This is a genomic window from Robertmurraya sp. DFI.2.37 (genome assembly GCF_029211245.1).
Taxonomy (GTDB): Bacteria; Bacillota; Bacilli; order Bacillales; family Cytobacillaceae; genus Robertmurraya; species Robertmurraya methanolica_A.
Genome location: NZ_JARGEJ010000009.1, coordinates 18,044 through 42,705, shown reverse-complemented (window position 1 = coordinate 42,705; position 24,662 = coordinate 18,044). Strand labels below are relative to the sequence as shown.

The following is a 24,662-nucleotide window of genomic DNA, read 5'->3' as shown; positions in this document are numbered from 1 at the left end:
ATGGAATGGTAGAAATGGGACATTGATTCGACACATGAAAAGATGTGCTAATATAAGCAAGGAGACAATTGACAGGTTTTTGAGAAGACGAGGAACAAAAACTTTACGAGGACCTAAAAACAAGTATGAAGGTGATGCTAACGTTTCCTTTCATGAACTTAGAAAATAGCAGCTTTAATGAAACGTCAAAGCCCGCTGCCTGAGCTTAATCAGCCCTTAAAAGGTTTTACCGCAGACGAACTTATGCACAATTTTTTAAAGCACGGTGGCAATGGAGCATAACCGAAGTAACTTTCCCATGGGGCATGGCAGGAATAGTATAGGGATATTGAAGGAAATATATTTTTGTTCAGCAACCTGATAAATATACAAATTAGAATAGTAGAAGCTGTGGCCTTTTTCCATCGGACAAAGGTCTTTTTTATCTATTGTTGCTTCCTTTTTGATCATTAGACCCCATTGGTCATTTATGCTAAGTTTAAGATATTAACGTATCTATTGAAGAAAAGGGAGTTAGCAATGAGTTATTCGATATTCCACAGTTTAAAAAGTGAAAAACAAGTAAAAATTATCAATGCTGCGATGAAGCAATTTGTATTAAGTGGGTATGACAAAGCATCAACAAATGAAATCGTCAAGGAAGCACAAATATCAAAAGGTTCTTTATTCAATTACTTTTATAATAAGAAGGAACTATATGTATATTTGCTTGAGCATGCTTTAAAAATTATAGATATCATTTTTGCAGAAGTCGATGTGAACGAAAGGGATCTTTTTAAGCGCATTAGTCAAATAGGCCTAATCAAATTGAAAATACAGCAAAAATATCCACTGGTGTTTGACTTCCTTAAATCGGCACGGCTTGAACAGTCTCTAGAGGTTAAGAATGATGTAGAGCAAAGATTGGGAAATATTCTTGATAATGCATTGGATAGGGTTTATGATAACATAGATTATTCTAAATTTCGGGACGATATTGATCCTGAAAAAGCACTACATATTCTTAATTGGACGATGCTCGGCTTTGCAGAGGTTCAATTAAAGAAAATAGAGACTTTTGAAAATGTCGGATTGGAATTAATGAATGAGTGGGATAGTTATAAGGACATTTTAAGGCGTTCTTTTTATAAAGAAGTGGAGCAATAGGGAAGTGGCAGGAAACATCATTCCCTTTGCTCCAGAGTATTGAAACAATAAGTATTTACAATGTTTGTGCTTTCATTTTTGTAGCTGCATCGTGAACCTGGCTTTTTATGATGGTGTTGATAAAGGGTGCGGTTTGCCTAAATAATACCCTTGGCCATAGGGAACTCCTAAAGATTTCGCCATCATCAAATCCTCAATCGTTTCAACGCCCTCTAAAATAACAGTGGTATCACGCTTAAGAAACTGTAACAAAAGTTTGATGATCTCTTGTTTTTTTACAGAAGTCGCTAAATCAATAGAGAAATATTTATCAATCTTTGCGATTGCCGGTTCAACTTCAAGGAGCGCCATTACGGTTGAATCACCTTTACCAACATCATCAAGAGCGATGGTAAAACCGTGCTTTTTATAAATGGATACGGTTTCTTTTAATTTCGTGATATTCATCCCTTTTGCTGATTCATTTATTTCCAAAACGATGGAGTTTGCTTTAAGAACCGTTTTGGAGATGATGTTTAATAACCCTTGCAGGAAGTTGCTTTCCATTAATGTCGTTGGAAAAACATTGATAAATAGTAACATGTTTTCAAAGTATGTAAAATGAGAATTTATTGTCTCTATGGCTTGAAAAATCGATTTCATATCCAGTTCAAATAGTTGATTCGTTTGAGAAGCCGTTTTAAATAGTAATTCTGGATTGTTTATGTTTTCAGAACGAAGCAAGAACTCATAGCCAATAACTTGATTATTGGAGAGATCGATAATAGGTTGGATATAATGCTCGATTTTCAAATTATGTAATGATAACGGATTGCTGTTTTTCATTTTTTTCACCTCATCATTTATGATAAATTCCGTGAAAAAAAATTACCCTAATAAAACCATCTATGTCTAAAAGCCTTAATAACAGCATTTGTTCGATCTTTAACCCCTAGTTTTTTTAAGATAGAATTAACATGGTTTTTAACAGTCTTTACAGATAAGGATAATTTTTGTGCAATTTCATCATTTTTATACCCTTGAGTTAATAGTTCAAGGATTTCCCACTCCCGAGTAGTTAATAGTTTAGCAGGCTTTTTAAATTGAATATTAACAAATTGATAATAATCATTTAAAAGAATGAATGCTAATTGAGGATGAACATATTTTTCATCCTTTAATACCATTTTAATGGCATTAATTAATTCTTCTTCCTCCATTTTGTGATATAAATAGGCATCCAGGTTTAACCGAAAAAAATCGATTAATTTATAATTGTAGATGCTTCCAGTCCATATCATTACCTTTCGGTTCAAGTTTTTGTAATGCTGGATAAGAAAGGTTATATCCTTGTCTATATCAACATCAATTAAAATGATATCGGTAATGTTTTCATTTTTAATTAGCATCTCTAGAAAATGGGGGTCATATATTTTTAAAATAAAGTTTGGAAAGTGATCCTGAATGATGTAAATAAGTATATCTGTAATTAAAGAAGGTTTTTTTACAATTGTTACGGTCATGACCACACACTCCTAATAAGCTATTGGAGATTAAGGAAAATAGTTCATAATTACACTCCCTTTATCATCATTTTATTGTAGTATAAATTTCAAGATTCATATACTCTATTACCGTATTACCGCGGAAAGGGTAGTAAAGAACTATATATCTTTACTACCCTCAAGTTAATTACGTTCGAAATCTTCTTATTAATGCATTCAGTTCTTCTGCTAGTTTTGAAAGTTCATCCGAGCTTGATGCAACTTCTTCCATTGAACTGCTTGTTTGCTGAGCAGAAGCTGAAGTTTGTTCTACACTTGCTGCTGATTCTTGAGAAATAGATGCAATCTCTTCAATCGAAGTATTCATCTCAACACTTGTCGATTTGATCATGGTTAAATTATCGCGGACGGTCTGAGCATTTGTAACTACCGTTCTAACCGCATCATTGATTTTTTCAAATGTTTCTCCAGTTGTCGTAATTTGTTTCGTCCCTTTTTCTACTTCTATATACCCACTTTGTAAAGAATGGACAACTTCAGATGTGTCATTTTGAATGTTATCAACGATTTCTGTAATTTCACTAACAGAATTGGCTGCTTGTTCAGCTAATTTTCTCACCTCATCGGCTACTACTGCAAAACCTTTCCCTTGTTCCCCAGCCCGAGCTGCTTCAATTGCTGCATTGAGTGCTAATAAATTGGTTTGCTCTGCAACATCGCTGATAACTGTCACCAGCTTTGAGATTTCATTCGATTGAGTTGCTAATTGCTGTACCTTCGATACGGAGTCTTGCACGAGCTGATCAATATTGCTCATCTGTTTAACAGATTGGGACATCAATTGCGAGCCATCATCAGTCAATTTTAAGACTTCATTTGAGGATTGGTAAATTTTTAACCCATTTTCGTTAGCTTCATCAATACTATCCACATAGGTTCCCATCGTATTGGAAAGCGAGCTTGCATGATGTGCTTGTGATTCGGTTCCAGCGGCAATTTCCTCCATCGCTTTAGCAATTTGGTCAGTACCAACTTGGACCTCATTGGCGGATTGTGTTAGCTCTTCGCTGTGCCCTGACAACGATTGGGAGGCGATAGAGATATTTTGGATAATCTCTTTTAATTTTCTTTGTAACTCATTTATACCATTGGCAAGCTTTCCTGTTTCGTCATTTGCAGTAATATGCAATTGTTCGAGCGTTAAATCGCCATCTCCAATATGGAGCATATGGTCTGTTACTTTTCTGATCGGGTTTGTTAATTGATTCGTAAAGAGCCAAATGATTAAGATCCCGACAATGAGAGAAACTCCAATAACAATCATATTCAATGTTAATATTTCATCTGCAGGTTTATTAAAGTCAGATAAATATGTACTGGAAACGACAATCCAGTCCCATTCTGGATATGCCTCTGAGTATGTTACTTTTTCTTCAATTGCATCTTCATCTTGTGGAAGCGGGTAAAAGTAATAAGTAAATCCTCCACCATTTAACCCTTTTTCAATATATTCTTGGGCATATTTATTGCCATGTATATCTTCACTATCCCAAGAATTGTTTCCTTCGACAGAGGGATGGGCAACGACTGTGCCTTTACTGTCAGCAATAAATAAATAGCCGTTTTCACCTAAATAAATACTGTCATTAATTGGTCGCGTTCCATCAGCCTGCTTTTCACCTAAAATCGCTATTTTAACCCGTTCTTGGGCATCCTCTAATGAAAGACCTCCATTTTTCACCTGGTCGTTTAAGGCATCGATCAATTCGAGTGTTTGTTCAACGCTATTTCTTAAATTTGTTTTTCCGATCTCATCTAAGCTACTGCTACTTTTTTGATAGCTAATAATGCCTAATACGATCAAGGGGATCGTTAATAACAGGATGGAGACGGTTATTAACTTCCTTTTAATCGTTTTCGTGAAGAAATCTTTAACAAAGTTCATCTTCATTAAGATCACTTTCCTTTTTATGAGTGTATGGTCCTATGGTCTTTTGACAATATTCAATCTAGTTAAAAATGATATAGCATGTTTCGACAATTTCCAATGCTTTCTCTCTATATTAAATGTGAATTTTTCATAAGCATTAATGCCCAAAAATGAGTATATTTGTAAGTGTTTTGCCCCTGTTTTTAAATATTTCGAGGGATAATAGGTATATTATACTATTGTTTAGGTAGTGCTTTTAGACTATTAAAAAGAATGAGAATTACGAGAAAAATGTTGGTTTTTGTCATGGGTAAGAAAGAAGATTTATAAATGCCTCAATTAGCTAAAACTTTTTCTTATAGGAAATGCGTCTATTAAATGAAAGCTCCGTTAGCTAACGAGAAGAAACAAGGAGATGTGTTATGTGTTAAGGAGGACGCCTTGGCAGGAAAAAGTCATTGCTGACTACGTCATGAAACATAAGGAACAATTTTATCGCCTCGCTTATAGCTATGTCCATAATCAGGATGATGCATTAGATATTGTACAGGATTCAATTCAAAAAGCGATTCGAGCTAAAACTTTAAAAGATGAGACCGCAATAAAAAGTTGGTTTTATAAAATTGTCGTCAATACATCGTTAGATTTTCTCAGGCGCCGCCAAAAAATGACTGTTGTTGATGAATTAACGATGCAACAGAACCTCGGTAGCCATATAGATCACTATGAGGATATTGACCTACACCATGCATTGAATAAATTGTCACCAGATTATCGAAGTGTTATTGTCCTTCGTTATTTTGAGGATTTAAAGATTGAAGAGGTGGCTGATGTGTTAGGACTTAATGTGAATACAGTCAAAACTCGCTTATATAAGGCATTAAAAATTTTAAAGATCCAATTGGAAGTAGAAAATCAAGAGGAGAGAGTAGAATGAGTCGTCATAAATTGGAACGTTTGAAAGAGCAATATAATCATATTCCTATTCCCGAAGAGTTAGATATGTCTATTCAACGAGCGCTGAAGCAAAGTAAGGCTAGAAAAACTTCTTTTCGGTTGGCGATGGCAGTGGCTGTTGTGTTAATGATTTTTACAACAACCGTAAACATCAATCCGGCTATTGCCAAGTCATTAGTAGAGATCCCTGTCGTTGGAAACATAGTCAAGGTGTTAACTGTAACGGAATATAAAGTAGATGAAGGAAATTATCAAGTTACAATTGATATACCGGAAGTGGAAATGGACAATAAACAGTTGGAAAAAGGGTTAAATGATAAGTATATCGCAGAAAGTCGCGAGCTTTATGAAAATTTTATGGCTGAAATGGTAGCAGAAAAAGTTTTTGATAGGGAAGGTCATCTTCAAGTAGAGAGTGGATTTGAGATAATAACGGAGACAAAGCAGCTTTTATCAATAGGTCGCTATGTTGAGGAAACGAGAGGCTCCTCTATGGTAACAAAAAGCTATGATACAATTGATAAAGAAAAACAACTGCTAATTACCTTGCCGAGTCTATTCAAGGATGATAGCTATATACACATAATCAGTGAATATATTAGACAGCAAATGCACGAACAGATGAAAAAAGATTCAACGAAAATATATTGGTTAGACTCAAGTGAACCTGATGCGTTCACCAATATAAACAAAGAGCAAAATTTTTACATTAATAAAGACCATCAGCTTGTCATTGCCTTTAATGAATATGAAGTGGCACCGGGGTACATGGGAGCGGTGGAATTTATCATTCCAACCAAGCAACTACAATCTGTTTTGGTAAGTAATGAATATTTAAAATAGAATTTATTGGGAAAGTCCATAATTATTTATGTGCAAAGGACTTTCCCAATTGTTTTTAAGAAGGTATTGCTATATGTTCGTGATATTTTTTGAGCTCTTTCCTCCATGTTTCTATCAAACGATAAAGAAAACTTATTTTCTCACATCGCTTCGTGGAATCAGGAACTTTTTAGGATAACAAAAAAGACGTGTTAAACCTTAATTTCACACAAAATGGGCACCATACAGCTAAGAAAAAAGCAATAAAATATCTCACAAACGACAAAATATTAGAATTCTATTCTCAACTTGTTTTATACTTAAAAAAGTAACAAGGCGTTCAAAAATAAGAGACAGGATTTAAGCATTATTTTGAACCTAGTTTTGAGAAAATAAAGCTTTTGCTTAAATAGGTGGTGCATGATCATTCGTGATTTTGTGGCTTTTGATTTTGAGACTGCTAACAGAAATCGACATAGTATCTGCTCTGTAGGTATGGTTTTCGTGAAAAATGGAAAAATAGAAGATTCGCTGTATCAGCTCATCAATCCAGAGGAAGAATTTGACGATTTCAACATTTCTATCCATGGGATCAATAAAGAAGAGGTTCAAGAAGCGCCAACATTTGACTATTTTTACAATTCTATTAAAAATAGGATTGAAAATAAAATAATGGTTGCTCATAATCTTTCATTTGACGGATATGCATTTCGTGATAATTTAATTAGATATGAGATAAAGTCTGCATATCATCAGTTTCTATGTACATATCAGCTTTCGAGAAGGATAATGCCGGGTTTACCGTCATATCGGTTAAATTCATTATGCAATCATTTAGGAATTGAATTATTCAATCATCATCATGCACTAGATGATGCTAAAGCATGTGCTTATGTAATGTTGAAATTAACTACCGACTTTCAAATTACTAATTTAGATGAGTTATATGGAAAGACTAAAATAAGGCCCGGGGAGATCGTACAAAGTAACTATCGTTCTTCTTTTGTTGATAAATATCCTGAACGAGTGGATTTTAAAAGAATTAAAATAGCAACAGACACTGATCCCAATCACCCTTTCTTCGGGAAAAACATGGTGTTTACAGGGAAACTTAAACTTCTATCGAGAAAGAAGGCCGCAGAGTTATTAGCTGCTCGTGGAGGAATTCCACAAAATAATATCACTTCAACTACAAATTACATTCTACTTGGTGACTTTAACGAGGCTATGATAAAGGGAAATAAGTCTTCAAAGTTAAAAAAAGCAGAAACAATGATTCAAGAGGGTAAAAATTTGAAAATTATTAGTGAAGAGGATTTTATGAGAATGCTATAATTTTTTATAGAGGAGAAATTGACTTCACAATTAAGCACTGCTAAACTAAAAATATTAAAATGAATAGTTATGGAATGTTACCGTATGGGCATAACCTGATCTAATTTGCTTACACTACAAGTGTGTTCAAATTGGTTCAGGTTTTTATTTTGCCTTGGTAGTAATCGACTTAAATTTAAGAAGGGAGTTTTGCTCATGTCAATTTCAATTTTTCCAAAAGGATTTTTATGGGGTGGAGCTTTAGCGGCCAATCAAGCCGAAGGAGCCTATTTAGAAGGAGGGAAAGGATTGACGACAGTCGATCTATTACCAACCGGAGTAAAAAGAAGAGATATCATGAAAGGATACGTTCCATCATTGACTCCCCTTGAAGGTGAATTTTATCCATCACATGAAGCGATCGATTTCTATCATCGTTATAAAGAGGATATTGCTTTATTTGCGGAAATGGGATTTAAAGCTCTTCGTATATCGATCTCATGGGCTCGAATTTTTCCATCTGGAGAAGGGGCAACCCCTAATGAAGAGGGATTGCAATTTTACGATCAGCTATTTGATGAACTTTTAAAATATGATATTCAGCCAGTTGTTACACTTGCCCATTTTGATGTCCCTGTAAATTTAGTAGAGAAATACGGAGGATGGAGAAGTCGCAAACTTGTATCCTTATTTGAAACATATGCTCAAACTGTTCTTGCAAGATATAAGGACAAGGTGAAGTATTGGATGACATTTAATGAGATAAATATGCTACTACATTTACCTTTTTTAGGAGCAGGCCTTGTATTTGCTGAAGGAGAGAATCAAAAGCAAATTCAATATCAAGCGGCGCATCACCAATTGGTCGCAAGTGCGTTAGCTGTTAAAGCCTGTCATGAATTGATACCAGATGCAAAAATTGGCTGTATGCTTGCAGCAGGTACTTTTTACCCTTATACATGCAATCCGGATGATGTATTCCAAGCAATGGAAAAAGATCGTGATTCGTTTTTCTTTATTGATGTGCAATCTCGAGGAGAATATCCTGCTTATTCAAAACGTTTCTTTAAAACTAATAATATTACAGTAGAGATGGAGCCCGGAGATAAAGAGATTTTGAAAAATCATACGGTTGATTATATTGGATTTAGTTATTACTCTAGTCGGACAACTAGTACTGACCCAGAAGTTATCAAAAATATGACAAGTGGCAATGTATTTGGCTCCATATCCAATCCATATGTCGGAAAGTCTGAATGGGGTTGGACTATTGATCCAAAAGGTTTTCGTATTACCGCGAATCAGTTATATGATCGTTATCAAAAGCCGTTGTTCGTTGTAGAAAATGGACTTGGCGCAATTGATGAAGTAACTCCTGAGGGAGAGATTTATGACGATTATCGGATCGACTATTTAAAGCAACATCTTACAGAATTGGGCGAAGCCTTGGAGGACGGGGTAGAGATTATTGGTTATACAAGTTGGGGTCCAATTGATATTGTGAGTGCATCAACAGGTGAAATGAAAAAACGTTATGGTTACATTTATGTGGATCGAGATAATGAAGGCAACGGAACATTGGTAAGAAGAAAAAAGAAAAGTTTCCGTTGGTATAAACAAGTAATTGCGAAAAATGGAGAAGATTTAGAATAACGAGAAAAAGTGGGTACCCTCTATATCTTTAGAGGTTTCCCATTTTTACATAATTTTTGAAAGCGTTGACAAGGACTAAGGGCAAAGCTATACTAAATAATAATTGTAAATTGAAAAGGATTGTTACTGGTAATGCAGGCAAAACCTAAGTCGAGAAATATGTAAGCTCAATGTGAGTCTTATTTATTTTGTTATGGCTTAGGTTTTTATATTTGGTCTTTATCTAGTTCCTGAAGTATATGAAAGAGAGAGGAGGTATATCATGAAAATTGATAAAGTAATTAATAATAATGTAATAAGTGTACTTCAAGAGGACGGAACTGAACTTGTCATTATGGGAAGAGGAATTGCATTTGGAAAGAAACCTGGTCAAATGGTTGAGCAGGATAAAATACAAAAGGTATTTGCACTTAAAAATAAACAAACAACAGACAATTTTAAAACTCTTCTGAGAGAAGTTCCCATTGATTTGATGGTTGTAGTCGAGGACATTATTGAGCATGCAAAGACTGAATTGGGTAAAAAATTAAATGAGAACATTTATGTGTCATTAACTGATCATATCAATTTTGCATTGGAAAGGTATCAAAAAGGAGCAGAAATTAAAAATGCCCTTCTATGGGAAATTAAACAGTTATATAAAGAAGAGTTTTTTGTTGGGTTAAAAGCATTGGATAGTATCAAGCAAAAGTTCGATATTGCCCTTCCAGAGGACGAAGCAGGTTTCATTGCTATTCATATTATTAACGCTGAAATGAATGAAGAAGTGGCGAATACAATGAATATTACGAAGTTCATTCAGCAGATTATTACGATTGTTAAGTATCATTTTAATGTTGAGTTTGATGAGGAATCATTAAATTATTATCGATTTATAACCCATTTGAAGTTTTTTGCTCAACGTGTTTTAAAGGGAGCTCATTATGAAAACAATGATGACTACTTGTATATTATGATTAAGCAAAAATATAAAGAAGTTTCAAAATGTACCGAGAAAATCCAAGAATATATTAAGAAAGAGTATCATCATGATTTGACGAATGAAGAAATGTTGTATTTAACTATTCATATTGCAAGAGTGGTCAATCGTTGATTTGTCTAAATTTGTAGAAATTTGCAAGAAAAGAAAGAATTTTGAAGAAGAAAACGTTGACAAAATAGAAATCATTCATTATATTTAACTCATAGATAAAATGAATATTAACTAGGATTGTTACTGGTTATGCAGGCAAAACCTAAGTCTAAAAAATGATGGGACTGTTACGTACCTACCATTTTTATAGGCTTAGGTTTTTTGTTTGCCAAAAATCCATCTGGGGGTGTAGGAAGTATGAACTATGAAAAATTAGCAAAGGAGATTATTTCTTTAGTCGGAGGAGAAAAGAATATTATCTCACTTGTCCACTGTGCAACACGATTGCGATTTACATTGAAGGATAATTCTAAGGCAAACAAAGGAAAGTTAGAAAATACAGAGGGTGTTATTACCGTTAAACAGAGTGGTGGGCAGTTCCAAGTTGTTATTGGAAACACAGTACCGGAGGTATATAATGCCATTGGTAAGGTATCGAATATTCTTAGTGAGTCTAAGAAAATAGAAAATTCAAGTAGTGAGAGCAAAGGAAATATTTTTGGACGAGCAGTCGATATTATTTCAAGTATTTTTGCTCCTTTACTGGGCGTAATGGCAGGTGCGGGGATTCTTAAGGGATTATTATTAATCGCTTCAAACTTTGGTTGGTTAGAAGCAACGGAAACGACGTATATCATTCTAGCAGCTACGGCAGATAGTCTGTTCTATTTCTTGCCTGTTTTACTCGCAGTAACTACTGCAAGAAAGTTTGAAGGAAATATATTCACTGCCGTTACAATTGCGGGAGCATTGCTTTACCCTTCAGTAATTGCGCTCAACACTGAAGAAGTGGCGACGACTTTTTTCGGAATTCCGGTAACAATGATGAGTTATTCATCCACAGTTATCCCGATTATCCTCGCAGTCTTTGTGATGAGTAAGTTTGAAAAATTATGTAATCGTTTTATCCATGAAAGCGTCAAGAACTTTATTACTCCATTACTTTCTCTTGTGGTAATGGTTCCGTTAACGTTAATTGTATTTGGTCCAATTGGTGTAAATGTCGGTAATGCAATTGCAGATGGATTATTAGCTGTATTTTCATTCAGCCCATTATTAGCTGGTGCTATTTTAGGTGCAAGTTGGCAATTGTTGGTTATTTTTGGTGTTCACTGGGGACTCGTTCCAGTCTTCATTAATAATGTTGCCGTATATGGAAGAGATGGGATTAAACCATCAACAGCAGCCTCAGTATTTGCCCAGACAGGAGCAGCGTTTGGTGTTTTTCTAAAAACTAAGAATAAAAAATTGAAAGCACTAGCAGGTTCTGCAACTGTTACAGCTTTATTTGGAATCACAGAACCAGCTATTTACGGTGTAACGTTACGTCTGAAAAAACCATTTATTGCTGGGATTATTGGTGGTGCTGTCGGAGGAGCAATTATCGGACAGGCTGGAACTCAGGCATTCGCATCTGGTGCACCTGGACTTCTAACATTACCAATATTCTACGGACCTGGAGGAGAAGGATTTTTAGGGCTCATTCTTGGTATCGTAGCAGCGTTCATAGTGTCAGCTACTTTAACGTATATTTTAGGGTTTGAAGACCCAATTGAAGAAACAGAGGCATCTAAAGATTCAAATGTAAACAAAGCAAAGAGTGATGAGGAGATTGCAAGTCCTCTTGAGGGGAAGGTAGTTGACTTAACTGAGGTTCCGGATTCTGCATTCGCTTCCGAGGCAATGGGCAAAGGGATTGCAATTGAGCCAACATTAGGAAGAGTTGTTTCTCCAGTGAATGGAACGGTAACTGTTGCTTTTAAAACGAAGCATGCACTCGGTCTCGTTTCAGATAAAGGCGCAGAGATATTAATTCATGTTGGCATCGATACGGTTCAGTTAGAAGGAAAGCATTTTGTTTCTCATGTTAAACAGGGAGATCAAGTCAAAAAGGGAGATTTACTTGTTGAGTTCGATATCGAAGAAATCAAGAAAGCTGGCTATCAAGTAGTCACACCTATTATTGTGACAAACTCTTCCAATTATACGGAAGTTAATGCTACAAAGTATAACTCTGTAAAGGAACAAGAGACTCTATTGAGTCTGAAACTTTTCAATAGCGAAAGTGACTAACTTGTACTTGTAGACGAATATCATGCCTAGACCGATATATGGCCTGTTTTGACCGATATATTTGTATAAAGACCGAAATATTTCGATTTAGACCGATAAAATGAAATAAGGACCGAAATATTTTTTTAAAGACCGATATCCAGAAAAGAGCTTCATTTAGTATTCGTGGATGTTCTCAAAATAAAAAAAGACCGGGCGTTTTGCCCGGTTTTCATATCCAATCAGCGCTGAAATTTAGTTGTTATAAGCACCATAGCTTAATAAATTGGTAAAGATACGATACCCTCCAGGAACTTGGGCATCAATTTGTCGGTAGAAAACGAGGTTTGTATAAAGATAAGTTCCTTTACCGTATTTCGCCATGAGAATTCCGCTTATAAAGGGATCTTCATTCGGATCAGCCATCGAAACAAAGGTTTCGTAACGGTCATCCCATGCCATTGGAAAGTAGAGACCTCTTTCTTGAACCCAGTTATCCCAGTCATTGCTCGTAATTTTATTAGGAAAATTAAATGATGGGTGTTCTGGTTGCGTCATTGTTACTTCAGCGTTTTCATCGGTCACTCGCCAACGAATTGATGGGCTTCCGATTGTTAATGGGTATGGAGGTGTCAAAACGGAATCCCAAGGATCGCCAGAGGTCATGTATTGGACGACTAAATGACCACCATCTTCAACGTATTCCAGCAATCGCTCGTTATGTTGTATAAAATCTTCCCTAGCAAGAGTTACACGAATTCCAGTAACAATTGTATCGTATTGACTAAGATTACTAGTAGCTAAATCATCGGGAGTTAGTTTAGTAATATCAAATCCGGCATTTAGTAGTGAGTCGGCGATCGTATCAAATCCGCTTTCAATATAACCAATTTTTAGATGGTCTGGTTTTAACAGTTCGAATGCCACGCCACTAATTGCTGCTGGATATAGGAAGTAGGAATCTTTAATATGCTCATATTTAATCTCCTGAACAGTTGTATCGTAGATTTTCTTATCTGCGACAGCAATTGTTTCAATTGTAAAATTTCCCTCTGCTATGTTTGAAGGAGGTATTAATGTAAAGGCAACATCTTTTTCCTCAAACCGTTCAGTTAGGGAAACATTTGCTACTGTAGGCTGGCTTTTCCAACCATCTGGGAGTTTTAATGAAACCTTAGCACTTTTTCTTTTTTTCGCATAATTTTTGACTTTTACATTAACAGGTATTTTATCTTGGACGTCTGCTGTGTTCACGGTTATATTGGCCGGTGTGGCTGTTACGCTTAAATCAGGAAGTACACTGACTGTGTTATTTAAGTCGAGGATTTTGCTTGACTCGACGCCGTTCTCTTTAAATGAAATTTTAGCTTGTAGCACGGCCTTGTCGTAGGGATGAAAATATTCAGCCTTCTTAGGAACGGTCACATTAAAAGTAACTGTTTTTGACTCACCAGGCTTTAGATGTTTGAGTTCTAAAGGTCTTTCTTGACGCCAACCTTTAGGTGTAAGCAGAGCTGTTTTGATCTGTTGAATCTTTGTTTTTCCTTTATTTGAAACGGTTACTTGTACTTTTGTTTTTTCTCCTTGTGTTAACACATATGAATCGATTTCAATCTCTACTGAAAGGTTGGAAGAGATATAGCTTAACTCTTGAAGTTGCTCAGCTTTCACTTCAAGTTTATGGCTCAAATCATTTTTAACACCGCTATCCAATCTGCTCTCTTTAATAAGAGACATTATTTTTTTGACTTCTTTTAAAGCATTTTGAGATTTCGGTAAAATTGCTTCGCGGCTAGGGTAGAGGCTAATAATTTCTTCCAGTTTGTTCTGTAATGTACGGAGGTGACTTTGAATGTTTTTTGCAGGCATTATTTCTGCCCATTCGTAGAAATCGTATGGAATACCTGCAAAAATTTCTTTGGAAGAGGATTGTACTGCCGACTTGACTAAATCTAAATGCGCTTGTCTCGGAGCGACAGGGATATCATTTCCCATTCCTTGGCTTTTGTGTAAATAGTGTGAAGCTTCACCGAGCTGAGGGTAGCTCATTCCATAAATAGGGTCATAGTCTCCTATTTCGATCGAAGTTGTGGCAGAGTCTGCTGAAGAGACTGGTAAGTAAAGTTTTTTGATTTGCCAAGGATGTAAACCCTCTCTAAAGTGCTCAGGGAAAACAGTTGGATCTGCAGCATCTTCGAATGCTTTTTGTGATAAAACTGTTATGGCTCTATGGTGCCCGTGTTGACTGTCGACATTTTGGAAAGAGGGCATAACAATATCTGGTTGGTAAGTTCTAATAAACTTGATTAATCGCTCATAAGTTAGTTCTTCACCCCATTTTTCGAGTGTTTCATCGGGTGATTTAGAAAAGCCAAAATCATAGATCGGATCGGATGTTGTTTCACTTAGATGGTAGGCCTTGACTCCATTAACTTTAGCGGCTTCAATCATTTCGTTGGAGCGAATGATCCCAAGGGCATTTCCTAGCTCATTGCCGATCGCATTTTGACCACCTTCTCCTCGATTGGCAATGAGGCTAGCTGTTTTGACTCCTAAGCCTCGTGATAAATAGGCAAGTAGATCGCTGCGTTCATCATCTGGATGTGCTCCCGTATTTAAGAAGGAAACTGTCGTATCAAGCGGTTTGACAGCATTCCACAGTTCAACATCGGGCTCATCTTTAGTTTGTGCCAAACTAATCGGAGGTAAAAGAGAGGCGAAAAATAGAACGGTCACAATGAAATAGCTAAGTCTTCTCAATGCATGTAACCCCTTTCATAATTAGGATAAGTAATCTTCTAATACTCCTTTCTTTTTTATTTTAGTTAATAAAATTAACTAACTAATAGAAATAAATCTACTATCAAGTCATATTATATAACTATTCAGAATATTGTAAATATTACTAAATGACTATTTGATAAAAAAATAGGTAGATAGAATAAGGGTCTAAATTCATAAGTGATTTTAAATTTTAATTCTAAATAATCTAAATTTTTTAAATTAAATATTGTAAACACTTTCATTTTATTATATAAATTAATTAGGCTAACTAACTAACAAATGTAGGGCTGTGATATTGTGATTAGAAAATCTCCAAATGAACAATCAAAACTTTTTAACAAAAAACTTGTTTTGCAATGTATAAGAACCTATCAACCTATTTCTAGAGCTGAAATAGCTGGAAAGCTAAATTTTAGCAAGCCAACAGTTTCCATTCTTGTGGATGAATTAGTTCAAGAGAATTGGATACATGAAAGAGGGATAGGGGAATCTTCTTCACAAGGCGGAAGGAGACCGATACAGCTTTATTTTAACGAAAAAGCCGCGTATGTAATTGGAGTAGATATTGGCGGAACAAAAGTAAAAGTCGCTATTTCTGATTTAAGCGGGAATATTATCTGTTTAAGGGCATTCAACACAAAGAAGCATCTAGAGCAACTAATGAAAATGCTTTATGGGGAAATTTTTGACATGATGGAGCAAAGCCAAATAGCAGAAGAATCAGTGCTAGGAATGGGAGTTGGCGTACCAGGGATCGTTGAAACAGAAACTGGGGTAGTGCTTGAGGCACCTAGTTTAAACTGGATTCGTTATCCGTTTTTGACAGAGTCCGAGAGATATTTTTCCTTCCCAGTCTATGTTGATAATGACGTTAACGTAGCCGTCCTTGGAGAACAATGGTTGGGAAGTGCTCAGAAAAAGGATAATGTCCTGTTCATCGCTGTCGGAACTGGAATAGGTAGCGGCATTATTATTCATAATCAACTGTATCGAGGGGCATCTTATGCTGCTGGTGAAATAGGTTATTTAGTAACAGATAAGAATGATATGAAAAAGGAGTTTAAACCAATTTTTCATCGATATGGTTATTTAGAAAGTGTTGCAGGTGGAAAAGCAATCGGTGAGAAATTAACAATGGCAATCAGGGAAGAGCGCAACCACCCTTTATATAATGATGCGATTACCTCTGAATTGACAGGTAAACAAGCTTTTCTGTTAGCTTCAGAAGGTGACAAGATAGCATTACAAATTGTAGAGAATGCGCTAGAACATTTAGCTTATGGAATTATTAATGCAGCATCTCTTTTAAATCCTGAGGTGGTGATTTTAGATGGAGGAGTAATGAAATCGGCTGACTTCATTCTTCCAAGATTGCAAAAAATTGTTCAGCCATACTTACCTAGTTCAGTGGGAATACACCAATCAGAGCTTGGTGAAAATGCAGGAGTACTAGGAGCAATCTCCCTGTTTTTAAGGGAATATGACAGTATTTTAAATGCTCCTAACTTTTGCTAGCTATGTCTCTTTTTTAGAAGGGGCTTTGTTAAATAGAATAAAACGATTTTCGGCTCATTTTATGTGAAATCTTGGTTTGACGCGATTTTAGAAGCTCTTTTGATTCCCATGATAAGGTTGTATTTCATGAAATAGATGGAAAATGAGCGCAAATCAATACCGATATATAACAAAGCCATTTATAAAAACGGTTCTTAGTAGATTATTAATCTACTTCAAGAATAAATAAAGAAGCTAGGGGGATTCAAATGTTTAAAAAGAAGAGTTTTTTAGTTCTTTTACTGGCGTTGATGATGTTGTTTGTTTCTGCATGTTCAAGTGGTTCTTCTGGTGAAGAGTCTCCACCGAATAATAATGATGATGGCGATGCAGAACAATCTGCGAGTGGAAATCTTGTGATTTATACGGCGCGGGATCAGACGATCGTTGATCAAGTTGTTGAGATGTTTAATGCGAAATATCCTGATATAAGAGTGGACGTCTTAACGATGGGAGCACAGGAAATTCTTGAGCGTGTACGTGGTGAAAAGGCAAATCCACAGGCTGACTTTTGGTGGGGAGGTACTCAATCGGCCTTTATGACTGCAGCAAATGAAGACTTATTAGAACCATTTAAGCCAAGCTTTGATGCTAGTATTCTAGCAGAACATAAGGATGCAGAAGGCCGTTGGTATGGTGAGATGCTTCTCCCGGAAGTGATTATGTACAACTCAGATATGCTTTCCAAAGAGGAAGCTCCACAAGATTGGGATGATTTATTGGATCCAAAGTGGGATGACGAGCTCATCATTCGCGGTGTATTAGCGTCTGGAACAATGAGAACGATTTATTCAGCGATGATTCATGAGCAAGGTGCTGATAATCCTGAAGCGGGTTATGAATGGCTCAAAAAATTAGACGCCAACACAAAGGAATATGCACAGGATCCAACAAATTTATATTTGAAGCTAGCTCGTCAAGAAGGTTCAATTTCTCTTTGGAATCTTCAAGATATCCTCATTCAAAAGAACCAGCATAATCAGCCATTTGATTACATCTATCCTGAAAGTGGCGCCCCCATTTTAGTTGATGCTGTTGGTCTAATTAAAGATGCAAAAAATCTTGAAAATGCAAAGTTGTTTTATGAGTTTTTGTTTGAGCCAGAAACACGGACAACGTTAGCGGAGGATTTATATCAAATTCCAACTCGTACTGATATTGATAAATCTGCAATGCCTGATTGGTATCAAGAACTCGAGTTGAAATCTTTAGATCTTGACTGGGAAGTTATGGCTGAAAAAGAGGCAGAATGGATGCAATATTGGGACGAAAATATAAAAGGAAAGAATTAAATGAACTGCAATTCTTTTAAAAAGGGTGAAGCAATGGCCTTTACCCTTTTTATGAACGATGGTTGTAAATTTTTATGATAAAAGCTTTTTCTTGTTCTAGTAAAAATGGTGTTCTTTCGATCGTTCCTGAAGGTGCTTGCTCTTTCTAAATCACAGCGAGGTGTTCGTATTGAAAAATGTAAGACTAGAAACTGTTAGTAAAATGTTTGGGTCTGCTGTTGGCGTTGAGAATGTAGATATAGATGTTAAACCCGGAGAGTTTTTTACCTTTTTAGGTCCATCAGGATGTGGAAAAACAACTACATTACGGATGATTGCTGGTTTTTATTTTCCAACAAAAGGAAAAATTTACTTTGATAATCGTGATGTAACGACTCTTCAGCCGAATAAACGAAATATTGGGATGGTCTTTCAAAACTATGCGCTTTTCCCACATATGACTGTTTTTGAAAATATTGCATTTGGTCTTGAAGTACGTAAAATGTCCAAAGCAGTAATTAAGGAGAAAGTGGAACGAGCACAAAAATTAGTTCATTTAGAAAAATATGGTGCACGTAAAATAAATGAGCTTTCAGGCGGGCAACAACAACGTGTTGCGTTAGCACGAGCTCTTGTAATCGAGCCAGATATTCTTTTGCTTGATGAACCACTTTCCAATTTAGATGCAAAATTGCGCGAGGAAACGAGAGTTGAGATTAAGAGACTTCAGGTTGAGTTAGGGGTGACGACGATCTATGTTACCCATGATCAAACTGAAGCAATGACCATGTCTGATCGGATTATGGTTATGAAAGAAGGAGTTGTTCAACAAATAGGAACTCCGCAAGAGATCTATAATAAACCAACCAATCATTTTGTTGCTTCTTTCATTGGAGAATCAAATGTACTGGATGGAGAAGTGGTAGAAATTATTGAAAATTCGGTAAAAGTAAAGCTTGAAGATCATATTTTTGTCCGAGGTTCTATCGATCAGACAGCAAATGGGAAAAAGCTGGAGATTGGAGAGAAGATAAAATGTTCAATTCGTCCAGAGGCAGTGTTTGAAGGTCCAGGAGTGAATGAATTACGCGGTACAGTTCAATTGGTTGAATTTACTGGAGTAAGTATTAATTATGTAGTTAAAGTCGGCTCCAATATCATGAAAGTAATGATTATTAATAAAGGCAATCGAATTCTTAATAGGGGCGATTCGATTACTCTCCATGTTCCGGAAAACGGAATTTACTTGATTGGTGAATAGGAGGTGAAAGAATGAGTGGAAATCAGGATGCTATGAAGGAAAATTGGTGGAATCGCTTAACTCGCTCCAAATATTTTGTTTACGTGTTAATTTCACCTATTTTTTTGGTGCTTTTAGCATATGTCATTTATCCTTTTTATCAGACTTTTCTTCAAAGTGTTATGACTGAGGAAGGCGCGACTTTTGAAAATTACCAACGCTTTTTTGGCTTAACCAGTACTGCCAATCTTGAAGCGCTTTGGACAAGTATATATATTTCGGTCATTAGTGTTATTACTTGTGCCATTGTTGGGGTAACGATGGCCTTTTTAATGGAGCGATATGAGTTCCCTGGCAGAAAAATTTTATCCGTTTTAATATTAGTGCCAATGGCATTGCCACCATTAGTGGGCGTTTTATCTTTCACCTTTTTATATGGAGAAAGTGGAATTATTCCAAGGTTTTTTCAAGCATTGTTTAATCTTGACAGTGTACCATTTGCTTTAAAAGGTGTTGTCGGAGTTATCGTCGTCCATACGTTCACCATGTATACGTATTTTTATTTAACTGCGGCCGCAGCAATTAAAGGCTTGGATCCTTCCTTAGAAGAAGCAGCAACAAGCCTAGGCTCAGGAAGAATTCGTATTTGGCTTAAAGTAATATTGCCAATGTTGACACCATCACTTGTGGCTTCTTCCTTACTTGTCTTTATGATATCCATGGCTTCGTACACCGCACCATTAATGTTCGGTGTTGATAGAACAATGACGATGCAAATCTATTTGTCGAGGACGAATGGGAATCTTGATATGGCGGCAACACAATCTACCATTCTTTCGATTGTTTCAATTTCCTTTTTGATTTTAATGAGATGGTACCAGGGTAGACGTAACTTCCAGAATCAAAGTAAAGGCATCGGTGTTCATCGAACCGAATTACGTTCACAGTGGGCAAAATATTTATCGATGGCCTTTTCTTTTATCGGTGTCATAATCTTAATGCTTCCCATTTTAGTGCTTGTGTTGATTTCCTTTTCAGTTGATGGAGAATGGACTGTTCAAATTATCCCGACAAGCTATACATTACAGCATTATATTGATCTATTTACAGATGAGCGTACTTGGCGCCCAATATGGAATAGTTTGCAGATGAGCTTTGTCGCAACGGCAGGCAATATTCTTTTCGGTGTTGCCGCAGCATATGCACTTGTGCGCATGAAATTTAAAGGGAAAGTATTTCTTGATATTTTAATTATGGTTCCATGGGCCCTTCCGGGTACTGTTGTTGCTGTTAATTTAATCGCTGCTTTTAGTGAACCTACTGTTTTTAGCTTTAACCAAGTTTTAATTGGTACATTTTGGATTTTGCCATTAGCGTACTTTGTCCGGCATTTGCCGTTAATATTCCGCTCCACATCTGCTGCACTAATGCAAATGGATGAATCAGTTGAAGAAGCAGCGCGTAGCTTAGGAGCAAATTGGTGGTATACCTTTAGAAGGGTTGTCATGCCAATGGCTTTTTCTGGAATTCTAGCGGGAACATTGCTCGCTCTTGTTCAGGGAATTGGTGAATTTGTTGCTTCTATCTTAATTTATAGTACTTCAACGATGCCATTATCAGTAGCCATTTTCCAAAAAATGTACGCATTTCAATTTGGAACTGCATGTGCATACGGAGTATTACAAATAGTGTTAATCATTCTTGTTCTTTTTATCTCACAAAAATTAACTGACGGAAAAGCAGGAGCAGCCATATAAAATGGAGGGAAGATGATGAAAGCAAGTGATATTCACGGAAGAGATCTTCATCTGCTTGAGCAAGCTCCCTTTGCTGTAGTCCCTTTGGGCAGCTTTGAATACCATGGCCCTCATTCTCCTTTAGGAACTGATATTATACTAGCAAAAGGGTTTGCAGATTTGATTGATCCTAGCTTAGGTGGAGCCATTTATCCAACAATACCTTATACAGCTTGTCCTGGAAAAACGAATAAGTACAAAGGGACGATTACGATTCGTCCCGGTGTCATGCAGGAGTATTTAATCGATATTGTTGTAGGAATTATTGAGCAGGGAATCAAAAAGGTTATGCTGTTAAATGCCCATGACGGCAATATGGGCTTATCGCGAACGGTAGCAGAATATGTGACTGGGAAACATACTGATGCAAGCATACTATTGGTGAACTGGTGGCAGATGGTGGCTGTTGATGATGCGAAAGAAATTGGATTTGAGGGAACAAAAGGTCGGGGACATGGGGGGCCTTATGAAATGTCAGCAGTTAAAGCTTTTCGTCCAGATTTAGTGGAAGTGGAACAAGGGGATGAGGAGTTTAAGGAACAAGCTCCGCTTTCGGAGCGTCCATATATTCTAGTTGAGGGAACTCCAGTTTCATGGGATGGTTATACTGGTCTAATTCAACAAATCAGTGAAAACAAGGGAAGAAAAATTGTCCATAAAGCTAGCACTAATTTAAACGAGTTAATTAAAAATTGGCTTTACTATTAGTAGACAAGAAGGGATTGACTAAAATGAAATCAGTGCTAAGGGAACAAGTCATCAGGAAGGAAGGAACAGCCTTTCCTTCCAAAACGTATATGTCAATGGTACTTGAACCAGCTTATGATGAGGCGAAGACACAATTTATTGACTCTATGTTAGAAATCCACTATGCGCATTTAATTATGTTGGTTGAGCAAGGACTTATTAAAGAAGCAGAAGCGAAAAAGATTGCGAAAGCCGTACAAAAGCTAGATGTTGAAACGATAAAGATGAGCAGTTACACGGGAGAGTTTGAAGATTTATTTTTTGAAGTAGAGCATTCTTTAATCGAAGAGGCGGGAGATATTGCAGGAAATCTCCATATTGCTAGAAGTCGAAATGACATGGGAATCGCCATTTATAGAATGACGTTACGAACCAAGCTACTCGTTTTAATTGAAAAGGCACTAAAACTGCGTGAAGCACTTATTGCATTAACGGCTGAGCATAAGGAAACGGTGATGATTGGCTATACCCATACACAGCAGGCACAGCCAACTACATTAAGTCATTATTTGAATGCTATGACAGATATTCTGACACGAGATATTCATCGAATGCAGGCAGCTTTTAAAACGGTTAATCGCAGCAGTATGGGGGCAGCTGCACTTACAACATCAGGCTTTGCCATTAATCGCGAACGGATGAAAGAGCTGTTAGGATTCGAAGAGATGATTGATAATGCATGGGATGCAGTAGCTGGAGCCGATTATATTGCTGAAACTGCAACTTCTGTTCAATTATCTGCATTGAATTTAGGAAGGTCAATGCAGGATTTTCTACTATGGGGAACGCAAGAGTATGGTGCATTTCTCCTTTCTGCTCCATATGTGCAGATTAGCTCTATTATGCCACAAAAAAGAAATCCCGTTTCGATGGAGCATATGAGAGCATTGTTATCAAGCGTGGCGGGAGATTGCCAAACAGTCTTATTAATGGTTCATAATACCCCTTTTGGCGATATTGTAGATACGGAAGATGATATGCAGCCCTATATTTGGAAAGCCGTTGAGAAATTAGGCGGAATTTATGATTTGTTGACTTCTGTATTATTGACAATGGAAGTAAATAAGGAAGTCCTTTTAAAGAGGGCGAAAGAGAGCTTTGCAAATGTAACAGAATTAGCTGACACGATTGTTAGAAAAGACGGTTTGTCTTTCAGGCAGGCGCATCATGTTGTTAGTTCCACTGTTAAAGAATTGATGAGAAGTGGTGAAAGAACATTGCATTCTTTAACGATGGAGCTGCTAAACAATCAATTTATGAAAATAGTCGGCAAACACTCTAGCTTATCTGAGGAAGAATTAAAACAATGTTTAAGCCCTGAGTATTTTGTACAAATACGTAGTTTAGAAGGTGGACCAAGCCCAACAAGGATGGAAAAAACGATTGAAGTGAGACAAAGGGAACAAAGTGATTTAATTTTTTGGTTGAATGAAAGAAAAGAGTATTTGTCAAAAGCGGCTTTAAAAGTCAAAAACATTACCTCGAAGTGGACAAATTCGCAGCATTAAGGTGATGGTGCCTGTGAAAGAAGCTGTGTCAAAAGGGTTATGAAAAACCGACTTTTGATATCAGCTTTTTTTATGATAGATAAAAAGGATTCGCCTAATGAAAGCATCCTTTGGAGCGAAAATTAACCATTTTTATAGAGATTAGCAAATAAGCGTTTTCCAAAAAATTAAGCCTTTGGGACACCTTCTTGTTACATGGACCAATTTTCTTGTTTTCTGTTTCACAGACCTCTATCTTATGACACTCTTTTTTGAGCAAGGTTTTGTGTGAAAGCACCTTGAAAACTAAGCATTCAAACAGATAAAGTAAAGGGAGACTGTGAGTGGATGAAGATTTCGCCTGTGCTAATTTGGCGTTTTCGGAAGCTAGGCAAGTAAGATTAGTAAGGTGATTATCGAGTTGGAATTGACACGCTCAGTATCCAATCTGAGCGTGTTTTTCAGTGTTACTCGTAATGAACCAAGATTTTCCGTTAGCTTATTTATAACAACCCTGAAAATCCTTTTTTAATCAGCGTACTAATCACTTCGGCCATTTCTTTAGGCGGTTTGTCCATTCCGTTGTTCAACCATTTTCTAATAACGTCAATGCTACCGCTAATAATAAAAGTGCTGACATAATCAGCAATCTCTTTATCAAGAGTGTGAGATGCTCTCCAGTTTTTCATGAAAGACTGATGGGCGAAAATGGTCACTTTTTTTTGGAAGGTGGTGTCCATATTTTCATTTAGAAGTGTTGTACAGACTTCATGTTTTGAATGGAAGTATTCTAACAGTCTCTCAATTAGTAAAAGATCATCCTCATCCTTTTCATAAGTGCATTCATTTAAGTAACCGGCCATATCCTCAATAATTTCCTCTTCTATTTTATTAAGGAGGTCATAGTGATCTAAGTAATGAGAATAAAAAGTGGAGCGATTAATATCAGCGATTCCGCAAATCTCCTTAACGGTAATAGCTGAAATCGGCTTTTCTTGTAATAATTTGATTAATCCATCTTTTAAAGCCATCCGCGTGTATTTTTTTCGGCGGTCTAATTTTGCATTCATTGTGAAATTCCCCTTAATTTTTCGTTTAGTTAAACCCGATAATGGTTCAAATGTTTTTTTACTCATTTCGTGCGAAACCTTGGCTTCACACGAGCTTGAATATTACTGAAGTTCCAGAGAAAGAAAATGAGCGAAAAATCGATACCGATAAGTAACAAAGTATGACTAGAGTGTAGGTAAAGCCAAAGGTGATAGTTAGCCGTTTCTCTCCAGACTGAATGAA

At 36.5% G+C, this 24,662-nt stretch carries 18 protein-coding genes; 13 read left to right on the top strand and 5 right to left on the bottom strand.

What is annotated here, in order from left to right:
* Positions 1-519 precede the first annotated feature (519 nt).
* Positions 520-1,146 (top strand): TetR/AcrR family transcriptional regulator, encoded by a 627-nt coding sequence (locus PZE06_RS07120; protein WP_095309402.1) that lies wholly within the window; start codon positions 520-522, stop codon positions 1,144-1,146.
* A gap of 105 nt (positions 1,147-1,251) precedes the next feature.
* On the opposite strand, the gene PZE06_RS07115 is transcribed toward PZE06_RS07120, so the two are convergent.
* The 3 genes from PZE06_RS07115 to PZE06_RS07105 all read right to left on the bottom strand — a co-directional run bounded on the left by PZE06_RS07115 (position 1,252) and on the right by PZE06_RS07105 (position 4,581).
* Positions 1,252-1,971 (bottom strand): EAL domain-containing protein, encoded by a 720-nt coding sequence (locus PZE06_RS07115; RefSeq protein ID WP_150914961.1) that lies wholly within the window; start codon positions 1,969-1,971, stop codon positions 1,252-1,254.
* Between the two features lie 47 nt (positions 1,972-2,018).
* On the bottom strand, positions 2,019-2,648 hold the full coding sequence (locus PZE06_RS07110; protein ID WP_095309404.1) for a response regulator transcription factor: 630 nt from the start codon (positions 2,646-2,648) through the stop codon (positions 2,019-2,021).
* Positions 2,649-2,817: 169 nt separating this feature from the next.
* Positions 2,818-4,581, bottom strand: a complete 1,764-nt coding sequence (locus tag PZE06_RS07105) for a methyl-accepting chemotaxis protein (RefSeq protein WP_306421134.1) — start codon at positions 4,579-4,581, stop codon at positions 2,818-2,820.
* A 451-nt stretch (positions 4,582-5,032) separates the two neighbouring features.
* Here PZE06_RS07105 and PZE06_RS07100 point away from each other — a divergent pair, with 451 nt between their 5' ends.
* The 6 genes from PZE06_RS07100 to PZE06_RS07075 all read left to right on the top strand — a co-directional run bounded on the left by PZE06_RS07100 (position 5,033) and on the right by PZE06_RS07075 (position 12,511).
* Positions 5,033-5,497, top strand: a complete 465-nt coding sequence (locus tag PZE06_RS07100) for an RNA polymerase sigma factor SigV (RefSeq protein ID WP_225310636.1) — start codon at positions 5,033-5,035, stop codon at positions 5,495-5,497.
* Positions 5,494-6,360, top strand: a complete 867-nt coding sequence (gene rsiV / locus PZE06_RS07095) for an anti-sigma-V factor RsiV (protein WP_150914959.1) — start codon at positions 5,494-5,496, stop codon at positions 6,358-6,360. Before PZE06_RS07100 ends, rsiV begins: the two co-directional genes overlap by 4 nt.
* 399 nt (positions 6,361-6,759) lie before the next feature.
* Positions 6,760-7,674 carry an exonuclease domain-containing protein gene (locus tag PZE06_RS07090; RefSeq protein ID WP_225310630.1) on the top strand — a complete coding sequence of 305 codons (915 nt, stop codon included), beginning with the start codon at positions 6,760-6,762 and terminating at the stop codon, positions 7,672-7,674.
* A gap of 195 nt (positions 7,675-7,869) precedes the next feature.
* Positions 7,870-9,306, top strand: a complete 1,437-nt coding sequence (gene ascB, locus PZE06_RS07085; RefSeq protein ID WP_150914958.1) for a 6-phospho-beta-glucosidase — start codon at positions 7,870-7,872, stop codon at positions 9,304-9,306.
* 262 nt (positions 9,307-9,568) lie between these two features.
* Entirely contained in the window at positions 9,569-10,399 is an 831-nt protein-coding gene (gene licT, locus PZE06_RS07080) for a BglG family transcription antiterminator LicT (RefSeq protein WP_150914957.1), read from the top strand.
* Positions 10,400-10,636: 237 nt separating this feature from the next.
* Positions 10,637-12,511, top strand: coding sequence for a beta-glucoside-specific PTS transporter subunit IIABC (locus PZE06_RS07075; protein ID WP_150914956.1), 1,875 nt, complete (start codon positions 10,637-10,639; stop codon positions 12,509-12,511).
* Between the two features lie 234 nt (positions 12,512-12,745).
* Here the strand turns inward: PZE06_RS07075 and PZE06_RS07070 are convergent, their stop codons facing one another.
* Entirely contained in the window at positions 12,746-15,250 is a 2,505-nt protein-coding gene (locus tag PZE06_RS07070; RefSeq protein WP_150914955.1) for an NEW3 domain-containing protein, read from the bottom strand.
* Positions 15,251-15,571: 321 nt separating this feature from the next.
* Here PZE06_RS07070 and PZE06_RS07065 point away from each other — a divergent pair, with 321 nt between their 5' ends.
* From PZE06_RS07065 to argH, 6 genes are all read left to right on the top strand, one after another.
* Positions 15,572-16,789, top strand: coding sequence for an ROK family transcriptional regulator (locus PZE06_RS07065; protein WP_225310629.1), 1,218 nt, complete (start codon positions 15,572-15,574; stop codon positions 16,787-16,789).
* 248 nt (positions 16,790-17,037) lie between these two features.
* Entirely contained in the window at positions 17,038-18,120 is a 1,083-nt protein-coding gene (locus tag PZE06_RS07060) for an extracellular solute-binding protein (protein WP_150914954.1), read from the top strand.
* 169 nt (positions 18,121-18,289) lie between these two features.
* Complete coding sequence (locus PZE06_RS07055) at positions 18,290-19,360, top strand: ABC transporter ATP-binding protein (RefSeq protein ID WP_150914953.1); 1,071 nt, start codon at positions 18,290-18,292, stop codon at positions 19,358-19,360.
* Between the two features lie 11 nt (positions 19,361-19,371).
* Complete coding sequence (locus PZE06_RS07050) at positions 19,372-21,096, top strand: ABC transporter permease (protein ID WP_150914952.1); 1,725 nt, start codon at positions 19,372-19,374, stop codon at positions 21,094-21,096.
* A gap of 12 nt (positions 21,097-21,108) precedes the next feature.
* Positions 21,109-21,843, top strand: coding sequence for a creatininase family protein (locus tag PZE06_RS07045; RefSeq protein WP_275791652.1), 735 nt, complete (start codon positions 21,109-21,111; stop codon positions 21,841-21,843).
* 23 nt (positions 21,844-21,866) lie between these two features.
* Positions 21,867-23,390 (top strand): argininosuccinate lyase, encoded by a 1,524-nt coding sequence (gene argH / locus PZE06_RS07040; protein ID WP_150914950.1) that lies wholly within the window; start codon positions 21,867-21,869, stop codon positions 23,388-23,390.
* 482 nt (positions 23,391-23,872) lie between these two features.
* Here argH and PZE06_RS07035 read toward each other — a convergent pair whose 3' ends face one another.
* Positions 23,873-24,439, bottom strand: coding sequence for a TetR/AcrR family transcriptional regulator (locus PZE06_RS07035; RefSeq protein ID WP_150914949.1), 567 nt, complete (start codon positions 24,437-24,439; stop codon positions 23,873-23,875).
* Positions 24,440-24,662 lie beyond the last annotated feature (223 nt).

Excerpts from the sequence above, each read along its gene's own strand:
- PZE06_RS07120 (WP_095309402.1), top strand. The coding sequence starts at position 520 with ATGAGTTATTCGATATTCCACAGTTTAAAAAGTGAAAAACAAGTAAAA.
- PZE06_RS07115 (WP_150914961.1), bottom strand. The coding sequence starts at position 1,971 with ATGAAAAACAGCAATCCGTTATCATTACATAATTTGAAAATCGAGCAT.
- PZE06_RS07110 (WP_095309404.1), bottom strand. The coding sequence starts at position 2,648 with ATGACCGTAACAATTGTAAAAAAACCTTCTTTAATTACAGATATACTT.
- PZE06_RS07105 (WP_306421134.1), bottom strand. The coding sequence starts at position 4,581 with ATGAAGATGAACTTTGTTAAAGATTTCTTCACGAAAACGATTAAAAGG.
- PZE06_RS07100 (WP_225310636.1), top strand. The coding sequence starts at position 5,033 with ATGAAACATAAGGAACAATTTTATCGCCTCGCTTATAGCTATGTCCAT.
- rsiV (WP_150914959.1), top strand. The coding sequence starts at position 5,494 with ATGAGTCGTCATAAATTGGAACGTTTGAAAGAGCAATATAATCATATT.
- PZE06_RS07090 (WP_225310630.1), top strand. The coding sequence starts at position 6,760 with ATGATCATTCGTGATTTTGTGGCTTTTGATTTTGAGACTGCTAACAGA.
- ascB (WP_150914958.1), top strand. The coding sequence starts at position 7,870 with ATGTCAATTTCAATTTTTCCAAAAGGATTTTTATGGGGTGGAGCTTTA.
- licT (WP_150914957.1), top strand. The coding sequence starts at position 9,569 with ATGAAAATTGATAAAGTAATTAATAATAATGTAATAAGTGTACTTCAA.
- PZE06_RS07075 (WP_150914956.1), top strand. The coding sequence starts at position 10,637 with ATGAACTATGAAAAATTAGCAAAGGAGATTATTTCTTTAGTCGGAGGA.
- PZE06_RS07060 (WP_150914954.1), top strand. The coding sequence starts at position 17,038 with ATGTTTAAAAAGAAGAGTTTTTTAGTTCTTTTACTGGCGTTGATGATG.
- PZE06_RS07050 (WP_150914952.1), top strand. The coding sequence starts at position 19,372 with ATGAGTGGAAATCAGGATGCTATGAAGGAAAATTGGTGGAATCGCTTA.
- PZE06_RS07045 (WP_275791652.1), top strand. The coding sequence starts at position 21,109 with ATGATGAAAGCAAGTGATATTCACGGAAGAGATCTTCATCTGCTTGAG.
- argH (WP_150914950.1), top strand. The coding sequence starts at position 21,867 with ATGAAATCAGTGCTAAGGGAACAAGTCATCAGGAAGGAAGGAACAGCC.
- PZE06_RS07035 (WP_150914949.1), bottom strand. The coding sequence starts at position 24,439 with ATGAATGCAAAATTAGACCGCCGAAAAAAATACACGCGGATGGCTTTA.